Below are 13,283 nucleotides of genomic sequence, written 5' to 3' on the forward strand. Positions count from 1 at the left end.
TTATACTTAAAATACAAATCCAGATATTAAAAACAGAACTGAAGCTATACCAGCTGCCATTAATGCATACGGAAGCTGTGTATTAATATGTTCCATATGTTCTACGTCAGCACCAACTGAAGACATGATACTTGTATCAGAAATAGGTGAAGAATGATCCCCAAATGCTCCGCCTGAGAGGACCGCTGCAGCTGCAAGGAATGGGTCTCCTCCTGTTGCGATCATCAGCGATACACCAATCGGCATCATAATGGCCCAGGTTCCAAATGAGGTTCCCATCGAGAAAGCCACAAATCCCGAAATAATGAAAATGGCTACTGGGATAATACTATTTGGTATGACACCCGCTGCCACTTCCTTAATATATAGAGCAGTTCCAATCCCTTCCGGGGCTCCAGCCCGCATAATGTCCCCTAATGTCACAGCCAAAATAATAATGACTCCACCAAGGATAACGGTCTTACTTCCTTCAAATAATTCATCCAGAAATTCATGTGCCGACATCAGCTTTTTCGAAGTATACTTAATAAAAGCAATTACGATTCCTATGGAAAAGCTCAAGATTAACATTTTATTTCCATTAAGAGGAACAGTAGGAACATCGACAAAGTTAGTAACTGTATAATTCCATAAGCCTAAGAATACGAGAATAGCAACAGATACCCCAAGTGGAAGAACCATATCCGAAACGGTTCCGTTAAGTGAGCTTTTTTCGGAGGAAGATTGGTTATTTTCTTCCTTCGCCGCAGCGATCTCACTTTGTGCATTGATCCCCTTTTTAGCTCTCTCTTCCGCTCTTTTCATAGGACCAAAATCCTTAATTTTACCAGCTGCATACAGATACACTATAATTAAAATAACAATATTATAGAAGTTATAGGGTACCGTCTTGGCTATTCCCATAATTGGATCCTCTACACTTGGTATATTATCTACCATTAACGCCCCCATAAAGGCCACCCATCCCGAGATAGGAACAAGCACATTAATCGGTGAAGAAGTAGAGTCCAGAAAAAAAGCAAGCTTCGCACGAGAAATATTCATTCTGTCATAAATTGGCCTAAATACCGTTCCAGTCGCCAAGGAACTAAAGTATGCACTAGTAAATAAAGAGCTACCCATCACGGCCGTCGAAAGTTGCGCACCCTTTTCACCTCTCACCTTTTTGGAAAGCCATTTACCAAAAGCGTAAGCTCCTCCAGATTTGTTCAGAACTCCTATAAATGCCCCTAGAAGAAAAACAACAATGATAAGTTCTGCACGACCTGCTCCCTTCACCAGTCCCATTCCTCTTATCCCTGCTTCGGGATCTGCAGGGTGACCTGCGATAGCACCAAACATATTAATAATCGAAAAAATAATTGCATGAATAACCCCATTATTCTGAATGTCCATCATCATCGTTCCTATTAATATACCTGCTAGCAAAGAAGGAACAACCCTTTTTGACCATATCGCTAAAGCCAAAGCCAAAATCGATGGCAACAAGGAAAATATTCCGAAATGATCCATGAAAAAGACCCCTTTCTCTATATTCGTTTCCGAATAATTTTAATTGTTCGAAAACTCAGTTCAAATTATAGTAAAAGGATAGGCTTGTTCACAGAGAAAAGAATGAAAAAAATGGACGACACCGAACTAGTGGCTACTTCGTATACCAGCGATAAAGTTTCTTAGGGCGGCCAACCTTCTGGTGACTCTCTATCAGTTTGACCTTTCCCTCCTCAAGCAATTGCATTAAGTATCGATACACCGTAGGATAGGCTAGACCAATATCTTTAGATAGCTGATCAACAGACTGTGGCTCACTATGCTGAGTAAGGAAGTCAGTAATATGGGACATTGTCTTCTTGCTAATCCCTTTTACACTGTAAACATCTTCTTCTGAAGCATGAAAATCTTTAATGTTCGAAAGCTGAACGTGTATTTGGATACGAGATATGATGTCAGGAGCTTTAACCGGTTTTAAGGCAAAGTCTGTTGCACCGGCCTCGAGAAAAGCGTCAGCTACCTCCTGACGTTCGTCAACAGTCAAAACTAGAATCGGAATGTGACTATTCATTTGGCGTAACTTTTTAACCGCTTGTAACCCATCCATTTCCGGCATGTGGTAATCCACTAATACGATATCATAGGCATCATCCAGAAACATTTCCATTCCTTCACGTCCATTTTCTGCTAAGCTGGATTCCCATCCAGCATAGTTAGCTATTTCTCTTAACATATACCTTAATGACTCATCATTATCGATGATTAGAATCTTCATAGCGTACACTCTCCTCTAGTACAGTAATCCAAAACGTTGTTCCTGCATCAATGCAAGTTTCTATTGATAAATCAGCCTCATGCTCTTCGACGACATTTTTCACAAATGTTAACCCTACTCCCGGATGGGCTTTAGTGCTATATCCCGGCTCCCATATATTATTCTGTTCCCGCTTTGAAATTCCTCTGCCGTTGTCTTCCACCCCCAATAAAACGTTTTGGCCCTCTAGTTTGGAATGGATCGTTACTCGGGGGTTCGATACCTGCCCGACAGCATCAGAAGCGTTATCAATTAAATTTACCATAGCTCTCGTCATACGAATCTTATTAATATAAATTTCAACATCTTTGTCGGCAAGTAAATTAAATTCATAGGATGTTTCCGAATTAGAAAGTTTGTTTTGGCGTACATAATTAATCAAGGAATCGAGTGTGCACCAATTTTTACTCTTTTGATTCAATATTTCAGATACCATGCTATTTGTTGATTGAATCGAAGTGGATATACGCCTTGTGTATTCTTTAATGTCCTCGTCCGTTGTCTTCATTTCAATAAGTGAATTCAGTCCTTCCATTAAAGCAAGCGGTGTCTTTATATCATGAACAAGGTGAAGAGCCTCTCTGCCAGACCTGGATTCGACTATCTCTCCGTGCGCAATCCTGAGGTCCTGTGTCATCTGCCACTTTTGTTCCGAAACAGTCAGATAGATAGCTAGTGCTAAAGCATTCACCATAAAAACCGTACAAAGAACGAGACTATAAAAAGACAAAACTCCTCCGAATTGCAGTTCTAAGGCTATGTCTTTGACTTGGGTAGAGATGGGGCCACCTCCAAAACCAAACACCGTTAGGAAAATGACCATATCAAGCCACTGAAATCCAAACAACAGCTGAACTAAAACAAATGATTTGAATACGGGGCGCAGCCGGCCTTTCCCTATCAAATTTAGTAAAATAATCGACAAAAGCAGCAACAAGGCTGGACCGCCAAAGTCGTAGTTCAATGGATTATATAGATTAATGATTATATAGACAAGCGGGATAATTAGAAGAGGAATCACTACCTTCATCCATTTTTTCTGAAAGTGGTAGCTCAATTCGTCACCAAGAAGAAGCGCACCTATATAATGGGGCAGCGCCCGAAGGGTATTTAACATGACCAGCACAAAGACGGTAATCATCAATGTACTTGCGGAGGGGTTCCTATTCAATTCATCTAGTAACGATGTTAAGCCTACTTCATCCGCACCTATCCAGAGCGGCATTGTAATCCCTATAACAATCAACAAAATTTTGATTAGAATACTTTTATTTCGTAACCATAGATGATCCATTCAGATCCCTCCTTCGAGAAAAATATGAAAAATAATTGTTTTTATTTTTATAGGTATGAAACACTTTAATTACTGCCTCTTTGCAGTCGTTTTTAACAATTCAATTTATCATTTTATACCCATTCCCGTCGAGTGAACAGGAGGATTTTTTAATGGATACATTAATAAAGCAAGCAAGAAATTTTAGTAATGAACTAACCGAATGGAGACGTTGTTTACATGAGCAGCCTGAAACTGGCTTTGAAGAGTATCATACTTCTCAGTTTGTTCAAGAAAAATTAAAGGAACTTGGCTATGAACCAGAAATCATCGCTAAAACGGGAGTTGTGGCTGTACTAAAGGGACAACATCCTGGTCGTACAGTCGCTCTAAGAGCAGATATGGATGCACTACCTATACCTGACGAGAAGACAACAGCCTATGCTTCAAAGATAGAAGGTAAAGCTCATCTATGCGGGCATGACGGACACACCACAATGCTAATCGGCGCTGCGCGGTTGCTAAAAGATAACCCTCCTGAAAAGGGAACGATTAAATTTATCTTTCAACCAGCTGAAGAAGGGTTGTTTGGAGCGCAGGCGATGATTGAAGAAGGCGTATTGGAACACCCAGAAGTCGATGTTATGGCTGGGTTGCATGTTAACCCGGATATAGAAACAGGACAAGTCACTTGTGCTCAAAGTGAGGCTTGTGCTGCCGCTGACTTCTTTAATTTAGAGATTATTGGCTCAGGAGGACACGCAGCTCATCCACACAAAGCAGCCGATTCCATAACGATAACAGCTGAGATCATAAGCTCTCTTCAGCAGCTGGTGAGTCGTCAGATCAACCCACTATCACCGACCGTCTTAACCATCGGACAAATTCATGGTGGAACCGCCGATAATGCAATTGCTCCAAAGGTGAAAGCCGGAGGAACTGTGCGAACACTGGATCCTGAAGTCCGGTATTCAATTGAAGAACGAATGGAGCAGCTCATTCGTGGGATTTGCCAGGCCTTTGGGGTAGAATACCGTCTGAATTATAAATACTTTTATCCCCCGTTAGTAAATGATCAATCCCTTCTGCCTTCAATAGAAAAATCTGTGGAACGTGTACTAGGTAAAGAGAGCTTTTCTGTTGTTAAACCCTCAATGGGCGGCGAAGATTTCTCTTTTTATGCTGAAAAAGTTCCGGCCATCTTTTTCAGGATCGGGGTACGGAGTCAAGATAAAAGAGCTACCTATCCTTTACACCATCCTCTTTTTGATTTAGATGAAGAAGCTTTACCTAATGGCTCAGCTATTCTTGCAGATTGGGCCCTATCAATGACAGTCGAAACTCAAGATTACATTAATAATTTGTAAATATGAATCGATAACGAATAATAAAAGGGAGTATTCCAGAGGAAAACTCAGGAACACTCCTTTTTTGTATTAACCCTATTAACCTTCTTTACTGTAACGAAGAACAGGCTTTCTAGCTGCTGTCGTCTCATCCATACGACTCACAATCGTGGTGTGAGGAGCGTTTTGAACCAGTTCGGGATCTTCTTTCGCCTCATTTGAGATTTGAATCATCGCATCAACAAACTCATCGAGGGTTTCTTTAGACTCCGTTTCTGTTGGCTCAACCATAAACGCCTCATCCACATTTATTGGAAAATAAATAGTTGGCGGATGATATCCAAAGTCAAGCAGACGTTTTGCCATATCAAGCGTACGTACTCCAAGTTTCTTTTGCCGTTTGCCGGATATTACGAACTCATGCTTACAATGCTGATCATACGGTAAGTCAAACTCCGATTGAAGTCTTCTCATCATATAGTTCGCATTTAGTACGGCATATTCACTCACTTTTCTTAAACCTTCTGCCCCCATCGTACGAATATACGTATAGGCACGAACGTTAATACCGAAGTTTCCGTAGTAAGGCTTAACGCGTCCAACCGATTGCGGGCGGTCTCCGTCAAACACAAACATATCATCCTGCTTTGTTAAAATCGGCTTAGGCAGGAAAGGTTCGAACTCTGCGGTCACACCGACCGGGCCTGATCCTGGTCCTCCCCCTCCATGTGGTCCTGTAAATGTTTTATGAAGATTAAGGTGAACGACATCAAATCCCATATCTCCAGGCCGGGCATAACTCATAATCGCATTTAAATTCGCTCCATCATAGTAAAGCTTGCCGCCAGCATCATGGATAATTGCAGCCATTTCTTCAATATCTTCTTCGAACAAGCCGAGTGTGTTCGGGTTTGTAAGCATAAGGGCTGCTGTCTTTTCATCGACTACCCGCTTTAAATCCTCTAAGTCTACAAGCCCTCGTTCGTTCGTCTTAACGGTAACTGCCTCGAAACCCGCCACCGTAGCTGAGGCAGGATTCGTCCCATGAGCTGAATCTGGTACAATTACTTTCGTTCGTTGGAAATCACCGTTCCCCTCATGGAAAGCACGGATCATCATTAAGCCGGTCCATTCTCCATGCGCTCCAGCAGCAGGCTGCAATGTAACCGTATCCATACCAGTAATTTCAGCTAATGTTGTTTGCAGATCGTACATTAAGCCTAGAGCTCCTTGGACCGTCTCAGGAGCCTGATAAGGATGGATATGACTAAAGCCGGCAAGCCTGGCCACATCCTCGTTCATCTTCGGATTGTATTTCATGGTACAGGACCCTAACGGATAAAATCCAGAATCAACCCCGTGATTTCGCTTAGACAATGCCGTATAGTGACGCATGATTTGCAGTTCACTCACTTCAGGAAGATCCGGTTCATTTTTTCTAATATACGCTTCTCCCAACTGTTCTTCTACGTTTGTCTCTGGCACATCTAATTCTGGCAAGCTAAAGCCTGTACGGCTCTCTTGACTCAATTCAAATATTAATGGAAAGTCTTGATTAGCCATGAATATCCCCCAATTCTTTTACAAAGAGATCAATTTCTTCTTTTGTGCGGATTTCCGTAATTGCAATAAGCATGTGTCCTGCTAAATCATCGTAGTCATTTCCCAAATCGTACCCGCCGATCATTCCTTTTTCCAGGAGCTGCTGATTAACCTTGGTAATATCTCTGTCAACATTAACCACAAGCTCGTTAAAAAATGCACCTTGATAAGGAATAGTAAATCCTGCAGATTCCAGTTGTTGTTTCATATAAGAAGCTTTCTGCATATTCATCCAAGCCATGCGCCTCAAACCCTGTTTTCCTAAAGACGACATTGCTACTGAAGAAGCCAGCGCATTTAAAGCCTGGTTTGAGCAGATATTGGACGTTGCCTTATCTCGACGAATGTGTTGTTCACGAGCTTGTAATGTAAGTACAAAACCTCGTCTGCCTTCTTCATCTTTCGTTTGTCCAACTAGGCGACCGGGTACTTTGCGCATAAGTTTCTTCGTTGTGGCAAAATAACCACAATGTGGTCCACCGTATTGTGCCGGAATGCCAAATACTTGCGCATCACCTACTACGATATCTGCCCCGAATTCTCCTGGCGGGGTGAGATACCCAAGAGCAAGCGGGTTGCTGGAAGCAATCAGCATCGTTTTCTTCTGATTATCTACAAGTGAGCGCACTTGATCCAGTGGCTCTATTTGACCAAAGAAGTTAGGATACTGTAAGACAACACTAGCTGTGTCCTCATCCAACTCCCTCTCAATTTGGTTAAGATCCGTAACGCCATCTTTATGGTCTATCTCAACGATTTCCACTCCTGGTCCTTTAACGTAAGAGTGAATGACCTCCATAGATTCCGGATGGATAGCTTTTGAGACTAGAACTTTTTTCTTTTTCGTTTGCCCGGCAGAAACATTAACTGCTTCAGCGAGCGCAGTACCCCCGTCATACATAGATGAGTTGGCTACGTCCATTCCGGTGAGCTCACAAATCATCGTTTGAAATTCGAAAATCGCCTGAAGCTCTCCTTGAGAAATTTCTGGTTGATAAGGTGTATAGGCCGTATAGAATTCGGATCTGGAAATCACATGATCTACGATAGATGGAATATAGTGATCATATACCCCGGCCCCTAAAAAAGAAGTATGTGACTTCACATTAACGTTTTGTTCTGCAAGTTGAGTAAGTTCTTTCATTAAAGCAAATTCATTCTTTGGCTCTTTGATATTTAACTCGCCTTTATAGCGAATATTTTCCGGAATGTCAGCAAATAACTCATCTGTTGATGTAATACCGATCGTCTCCATCATCTGTTGTTTATCACGTTCTGTCATAGGTAAATAACGGAATTCCATGACTCTTCCCCCTTATGGCTTATCGTTTATAAAAAGGTGTAGCGACAACTTTTGCCTGTAATTTTCGTTTACGAACCTGAACGGTGACTTCTGTCTCTTCCGTCGTGTAATCAGTATCCAAAAGTGCAAGACCCACATTCTTACCTAACGTAGGTGACTGAGTTCCCGTTGTAACAAATCCGATGATCTTATCCCCATCCAATACTTCATAATTTGTACGCGGGATACCTTTATCGATCATTTCAATACCGACTAGTTTTCGGCTTGTTCCTTCCTCTTTTTGCTTTTTCAATACTTCTTTGCCGATAAAATCTGCATCTTTCTTCACTCGAACTGCAAAAGAGAGACCTGCTTCGATCGGAGTGATTTCTGGACTTAATTCTTGTCCATACAATGCCAGGTTCGCCTCAAAGCGTAGTGTATCCCGGGCTCCCAAACCGATCGGCTGTACACCGGCTGCTTCCCCTTTCGACAAAATAGCCTGCCACAAAGCTGGGCCAGACTCAGCAGGGAGATAGATTTCAAAACCGTCCTCCCCCGTATATCCCGTGCGTGAAACGATAGCTTTATCCTCCACGCCTTCAAAGGATACATCCTGCAAGAAGCGGAAAAATTTAATAGAAGAAAGGTCGGCTTCGGTCAATTGCTGCAGCGTTTCTTCTGCACGCGGTCCTTGAAGAGCAAGCTGAACGTAATCATCAGACACATCCTCAACGGTAACGTCCCCTCTCTGATGATCCTTAAGCCATTGCACATCTTTATCGCGGTTAGCCGCATTGATGACGAGCAGATATTCGTTGGCATCAAGCATATAAACAATTAAATCGTCTACTGTACCGCCGTTCTCATAACACATAATTGTGTATTGTGCTTTACCTGGTTCCAATTTTGACACATCATTCGTTAACATGCCCTGTAAATAATTCAGACTATCTTTCCCTTTCACCATTACCTCACCCATGTGAGACACATCAAATAAACCTGCCTTAGTTCGTGTTGCTTCGTGCTCTTCTTTAATGCTTGTAAATTGAACGGGTAAATCCCATCCGCCAAAATCGATCGTTTTTGCTCCTAATTTCTTATACTCAGAATAAAGTGGTGTTCGTTTCAATTCAGCCATCCTATCACTCCTCCAAGAACTAATTAAGCATAAAAAAGAGACTCTACCGCTTTTTACGGGAGTCCCTGTCCATTCACCAGAAAGTTTCACGCTACCCTGACGTCGTTGTCAAAAATAGTCGCTTGCTTCTTGGGTGGTTTACTATATGTAAACACTCTCCAGAGCTGCGTCCTACAGAGGTCTTTTTGCCTGAGAGATTCACAACTCTAAATTGTTTGCTCCTTCGGCGCTACATCAGTAGTCTCTCCCCCTGCAGTCATTCGCAATTAGTATTTTATTAGATTAATTTGGGCATACTAACCTGTAAAGTTCATACGACAAACTCTCTTAATTTTCAGGTTCATTATACCATAGCGTTGCAAAAGAGCGAATGCAGAATTCGAATTTATATGAATTCTTTTGATAATTCCCTCCAGGAGGTGGATCCGATGGTAGAAATTCTACACGATCAAGACTATATAGAAACGCTTTCCAACAACCTTTCTCAGCCAGATTCTTTATGTTCATGGGACGAATTTAAGCTCGGGTACAAAGCTTTACAATACCGGTCAGTTCCTGAGTTTAATGGTGTACTCTCGACGAAACATTTACCCCATGTAGACTTTCTAGACCATCAAATTCAAGCATGTGAGAAGGTTATCCATGAAATGAACGGAAGAGCTATCCTAGCCGATGAGGTTGGTTTAGGAAAAACTCTTGAGGCCGGACTTATTCTAAAAGAATACATGATCAGAGGAATGGCTAAAAAGGTCTTGATTCTAACACCGGCCTCTCTCGTCAATCAATGGGTACAAGAATTAAATGAAAAATTTTACATCCAGGCCGCAACGCCGAGAAAGAAAATGGCTGCCTGGTCAGATTGGGACATAACCGTCACCTCAATTGATATGGCAAAACGTGAAAATCATAAAGAGGAAATTCTGTCTATCTCCTACGATATGATCATCATTGATGAGGCTCATAAATTAAAAAATCATCAGACAAAAAATTATCAATTTGTTAAACAGTTAAAGAAAACATACTGTTTGCTGTTAACAGCAACACCCATCCAAAATAATTTAAGTGATTTATTCAATTTAGTTTCTATTCTTAAGCCTGGATATCTAGGTGATTTAGCAACATTTAAAAAGAAATACCGCAAAACCTCACTCGATCACTCAGAGTCGCATCAGCACATCCACTCTCTGTTAAGTAAACTGATGATTCGAAACCGAAGGAAGGATACTGGATTAGATTCTTCAAAACGACATGTGACTAATGTTCGACTCACATTCACAGATGAAGAAATGGACATGTACGAAAATCTGGCAGCCTTGAAGTCTAACTCTCCTTCTTTTACCTGGCTGACGTTGGCCAAGGAGCTATGCTCTACTAGAGAGGCCTGCTTTATGTCTCTGCAATCCATGCAAAATAAACAAGAAGACGAATCACCATTATTAGCTGACCTTATCGAAAAGCTTGGGACACTCCCACACCACATTAAAGCAAAACGTGTTGTTGAGATTATGGAAAAGTCTGAAGAAAAGTTTATTATTTTCACAGAATACCGGGCCAGTCAGTTTTATTTACAGTGGTATTTACAGCAGCACGGAATTACCTCCGTTCCCTTTAATGGTAAATTCAAAAAAAGTAAACGTGACTGGATGAAACAGCTGTTTAGGACAAAAGCACAAGTAATGGTTGCTACGGAAGCTGGGTCTGAGGGAATTAACCTCCAATTTTGTAATAACATGATTAACTATGACTTGCCCTGGAACCCGATGCGTCTTGAACAACGAATTGGGAGAATTCATCGATTTGGCCAGGAGAAGGATGTTCACATTTACAATTTTGCGATTGAAAATACGATTGAGGATCAAATATTAAACCTTTTATATGAAAAAATTGAAATGTTTAAAACCGCTGTAGGAGATCTTGATAATATTTTAGAAAACATTCCTGGAGGGAACTTTGACAATCAGATTCAATCAATCATGAGTCAATCTGAGAGTCAGGGAGAGATGGATATTAAATTGAAAAACCTCGTAAGTTATGTTGAACATACTGTGAATGAGCGGAGGGAATTGAGTTGACATCAAGTACGTATTACCAATTTGCAAAAGACTTCTTTTCAACTCATGGGTGCAGCATCTTGGAAACATCAGAACGTTCCATGGAAGTACAGCTAACAAGTGACATGGATGAAGCACTAATGAATCGGCCGTTTTACTGGCATTATATGAAAAAAATGAACCGGGTTGGAGAAGCGATGAAGCTTACTTTTACAGATGGGCTTATGGAAGAGAATAATGGGATCCACCTGCATGCCGGAACACCAAAACTTCATCAAATGTACCAATTAGCCATTGACCGCTCTTATTCTACGAGACTTTATGAACACTTGTCCGCCTTGACCGTCAACCAACCCCTGCATCCATGGATGGTATTGAATATTAAAATCGTATATCGCGGAAAACAAACACGGGATGAAATATTGTCGGTCGGCTTAAACCTTATAAATGGTGCCCTGCTATCAGGGATGGTGGATAAAATTTGGGAGATTGATTTCTGCTCAACCGTGTCTGATTTTAGTTTTCCGATGACCCCTGTTGTGAGAATGGAAAGTGGATATCAGCGTATTCTTAACTACGTAAAAGATCAACTTGCTTCATTGCATGATGAATGGGCAACAGAATCTCTTAAACAATTGGATAGTGAAAAGGACTTGCTTCATCACTTTTATACGTCAGATGACGTGGATGAGGATTATTACGAAAAGGAACTTGATCAACTGCAAGTAAGATACAAACCAAGAGTCGCTATACACGTTGCCAATGGGGGATTATTTTACTTGTCACAGGAAACCAGTCAAAGTTTGTTTCGTCAAACTTAAGCCATTAGATAAGGAGAGCTCATCGATATATCTATATAGACAAAAGCTAAAGAGGCTGCTATCTAGGCCTCTTTTAACTATGCCTCTGCCACCTTCTCTTCATCATTTTTAGAGCAAAAGGAATGATACCAAACCAGTAAGATGAGCTGCCTTTAGATGTTCTTTGAATTCTTCGATCGTGTTTTTCCTGCTTAGACCGATGCATATACTTCATCATCTCTTCAGTAAGAAACTGAACATACTCATTTTTTTTCATAATGAATCCCTTCCTCGTTTTATGAATTATCTGTTAGTATGCCCGGGAGTGTATTTCTTTAGACAACTCCCTTCTTTCGAGCACTTCCAGGTACTTTTAGGAAAATATTTTATATTTTTTCAAAAAAAAGAAGGATTTACGCATAGTTTGTCGAAGTATATTACAAAAGAAATGAGGTGATATATTACTGTGAGTCACATTGCAAAGTATGCTCAGGATCTACTGGTTTCGGCAATTCAGCAAACTGCGTCGGACATTCACTTTTCCCCATACATCGAGAAAACGGATATCCATTTCCGCATTCATGGCCAACGCATTTTTCATTCCTCTCTGCCATCAGCCTCTTATCAAAAGTTACTTGCCTATTTTAAGTTTATTTCCGGAATGGATATTGGCGAAGTTACAAAGCCTCAAAATGGCATCATTGAACACAGGCTGAAACAACATCTTTTTAACATGCGCTTGTCCACCCTCCCGATTATTGGCTGCGAAAGTCTAGCAATTCGAATCCTCTCCCCCGACAGCCAGCTTCAGCTGGAGCAACTCTTTCTTTTCCCAAATCAACTAAGACAAATTAAAAGATGGCTTACCTTTTCAAGCGGGATGATTTTATTCACCGGGGCAACCGGGAGCGGTAAAACGACAACATTGTATGCTTTGCTTCAGTCTTTATTAAACCAACACTCCTTCCAGGCTATAACACTTGAGGACCCAATTGAGAAGAATTTAAACAATATTATTCAGGTACAAGTCAATGAACGAGCGGGAATCACTTATGATGCTGGTCTTAAAGCAGCTCTTCGACATGATCCAGATTTACTCATGGTTGGAGAAATTCGTGACAAGGAAACAGCACACTTTGCGTTTCGCGCTGCATTAAGCGGGCATTTGGTGATCAGTACAATTCATGCAAAAGATGCTTTTGGCACATTAAGGCGGCTGGAGGAAATGAAAATTAAGTCCTCCGATTTAGAACAAACTTTAATCGCGATAGCCGCCCAGCAGCTCCTTCCGCTAAAAACGAACGACTCACTACCTCGAAGGGCAGCTATTGTTGAGCTACTTGATGGAAACACACTCCAACAAGCAATCAAGGGCTCACCCCCTAATAAGCACGCACACTTTCAATCATTTCATTCTTTAAGGAGAAAAGCTTATGCCCTCGGTTACATCTAAACTTTTTTCTCGTGGTCCAGAACAACCGAA

The 13,283-nt window shown here is 41.2% G+C and carries 11 protein-coding genes and 2 riboswitches; of the genes, 4 read left to right on the top strand and 7 right to left on the bottom strand.

The window, feature by feature from the left end; all coding sequences use genetic code 11:
* Positions 1–6 precede the first annotated feature (6 nt).
* The 3 genes from P9989_RS12565 to P9989_RS12575 all read right to left on the bottom strand — a co-directional run bounded on the left by P9989_RS12565 (position 7) and on the right by P9989_RS12575 (position 3,599).
* A complete protein-coding gene (locus tag P9989_RS12565) occupies positions 7–1,512 on the bottom strand; it encodes a Na+/H+ antiporter NhaC family protein (RefSeq protein WP_283075256.1) in 1,506 nt (501 codons plus the stop codon).
* A gap of 133 nt (positions 1,513–1,645) precedes the next feature.
* The gene (locus P9989_RS12570; protein WP_283075257.1) at positions 1,646–2,266 is read right to left on the bottom strand and encodes a response regulator; all 621 of its coding nucleotides are present in this window, start codon (positions 2,264–2,266) and stop codon (positions 1,646–1,648) included.
* Positions 2,244–3,599: a sensor histidine kinase gene (locus P9989_RS12575; RefSeq protein WP_283075258.1), complete on the bottom strand. Its 1,356-nt coding sequence runs from the start codon at positions 3,597–3,599 to the stop codon at positions 2,244–2,246. Before P9989_RS12575 ends, P9989_RS12570 begins: the two co-directional genes overlap by 23 nt.
* A gap of 152 nt (positions 3,600–3,751) precedes the next feature.
* Here P9989_RS12575 and P9989_RS12580 point away from each other — a divergent pair, with 152 nt between their 5' ends.
* Positions 3,752–4,945, top strand: a complete 1,194-nt coding sequence (locus P9989_RS12580) for a M20 metallopeptidase family protein (RefSeq protein WP_283075259.1) — start codon at positions 3,752–3,754, stop codon at positions 4,943–4,945.
* Positions 4,946–5,023: 78 nt separating this feature from the next.
* Here P9989_RS12580 and gcvPB read toward each other — a convergent pair whose 3' ends face one another.
* Genes gcvPB through gcvT form a run of 3 tightly spaced genes read right to left on the bottom strand, consistent with a single transcriptional unit; the run spans position 5,024 to position 8,949 of the window.
* Entirely contained in the window at positions 5,024–6,487 is a 1,464-nt protein-coding gene (gcvPB, locus tag P9989_RS12585; RefSeq protein WP_283075260.1) for an aminomethyl-transferring glycine dehydrogenase subunit GcvPB, read from the bottom strand.
* Positions 6,480–7,829: an aminomethyl-transferring glycine dehydrogenase subunit GcvPA gene (gcvPA, locus tag P9989_RS12590; protein ID WP_283075261.1), complete on the bottom strand. Its 1,350-nt coding sequence runs from the start codon at positions 7,827–7,829 to the stop codon at positions 6,480–6,482. Before gcvPA ends, gcvPB begins: the two co-directional genes overlap by 8 nt.
* 19 nt (positions 7,830–7,848) lie before the next feature.
* Positions 7,849–8,949 carry a glycine cleavage system aminomethyltransferase GcvT gene (gcvT, locus tag P9989_RS12595; RefSeq protein WP_283075262.1) on the bottom strand — a complete coding sequence of 367 codons (1,101 nt, stop codon included), beginning with the start codon at positions 8,947–8,949 and terminating at the stop codon, positions 7,849–7,851.
* Positions 8,950–9,012: 63 nt separating this feature from the next.
* A riboswitch (glycine riboswitch) is annotated at positions 9,013–9,113 on the bottom strand.
* 3 nt (positions 9,114–9,116) lie between these two features.
* Positions 9,117–9,209: riboswitch (glycine riboswitch) on the bottom strand.
* A 168-nt stretch (positions 9,210–9,377) separates the two neighbouring features.
* Here gcvT and P9989_RS12600 point away from each other — a divergent pair.
* Positions 9,378–11,021: a DEAD/DEAH box helicase gene (locus P9989_RS12600; RefSeq protein WP_283075263.1), complete on the top strand. Its 1,644-nt coding sequence runs from the start codon at positions 9,378–9,380 to the stop codon at positions 11,019–11,021.
* Positions 11,018–11,821: a YqhG family protein gene (locus tag P9989_RS12605; protein WP_283075264.1), complete on the top strand. Its 804-nt coding sequence runs from the start codon at positions 11,018–11,020 to the stop codon at positions 11,819–11,821. Before P9989_RS12600 ends, P9989_RS12605 begins: the two co-directional genes overlap by 4 nt.
* Before the next feature lie 73 nt (positions 11,822–11,894).
* Here the strand turns inward: P9989_RS12605 and P9989_RS12610 are convergent, their stop codons facing one another.
* A complete protein-coding gene (locus tag P9989_RS12610) occupies positions 11,895–12,077 on the bottom strand; it encodes a YqzE family protein (protein ID WP_283075265.1) in 183 nt (60 codons plus the stop codon).
* Between the two features lie 189 nt (positions 12,078–12,266).
* Between P9989_RS12610 and comGA the strand changes: the two genes are divergently transcribed.
* On the top strand, positions 12,267–13,253 hold the full coding sequence (gene comGA, locus P9989_RS12615) for a competence type IV pilus ATPase ComGA (RefSeq protein WP_283075266.1): 987 nt from the start codon (positions 12,267–12,269) through the stop codon (positions 13,251–13,253).
* Positions 13,254–13,283 lie beyond the last annotated feature (30 nt).

Origin of the sequence: Halobacillus naozhouensis, assembly GCF_029714185.1 — a bacterium.
Taxonomy (GTDB): Bacteria; Bacillota; Bacilli; order Bacillales; family Halobacillaceae; genus Halobacillus_A; species Halobacillus_A naozhouensis.

What these genes read in the sequence shown, in the direction of transcription:
- P9989_RS12600 (WP_283075263.1), top strand. Translation starts at nt 9,378, where the DNA reads ATGGTAGAAATTCTACACGATCAAGACTATATAGAAACGCTTTCCAAC.
- P9989_RS12565 (WP_283075256.1), bottom strand. Translation starts at nt 1,512, where the DNA reads ATGGATCATTTCGGAATATTTTCCTTGTTGCCATCGATTTTGGCTTTG.
- P9989_RS12575 (WP_283075258.1), bottom strand. Translation starts at nt 3,599, where the DNA reads ATGGATCATCTATGGTTACGAAATAAAAGTATTCTAATCAAAATTTTG.
- gcvPB (WP_283075260.1), bottom strand. Translation starts at nt 6,487, where the DNA reads ATGGCTAATCAAGACTTTCCATTAATATTTGAATTGAGTCAAGAGAGC.
- gcvPA (WP_283075261.1), bottom strand. Translation starts at nt 7,829, where the DNA reads ATGGAATTCCGTTATTTACCTATGACAGAACGTGATAAACAACAGATG.
- P9989_RS12580 (WP_283075259.1), top strand. Translation starts at nt 3,752, where the DNA reads ATGGATACATTAATAAAGCAAGCAAGAAATTTTAGTAATGAACTAACC.
- P9989_RS12570 (WP_283075257.1), bottom strand. Translation starts at nt 2,266, where the DNA reads ATGAAGATTCTAATCATCGATAATGATGAGTCATTAAGGTATATGTTA.
- gcvT (WP_283075262.1), bottom strand. Translation starts at nt 8,949, where the DNA reads ATGGCTGAATTGAAACGAACACCACTTTATTCTGAGTATAAGAAATTA.
- P9989_RS12610 (WP_283075265.1), bottom strand. Translation starts at nt 12,077, where the DNA reads ATGAAAAAAAATGAGTATGTTCAGTTTCTTACTGAAGAGATGATGAAG.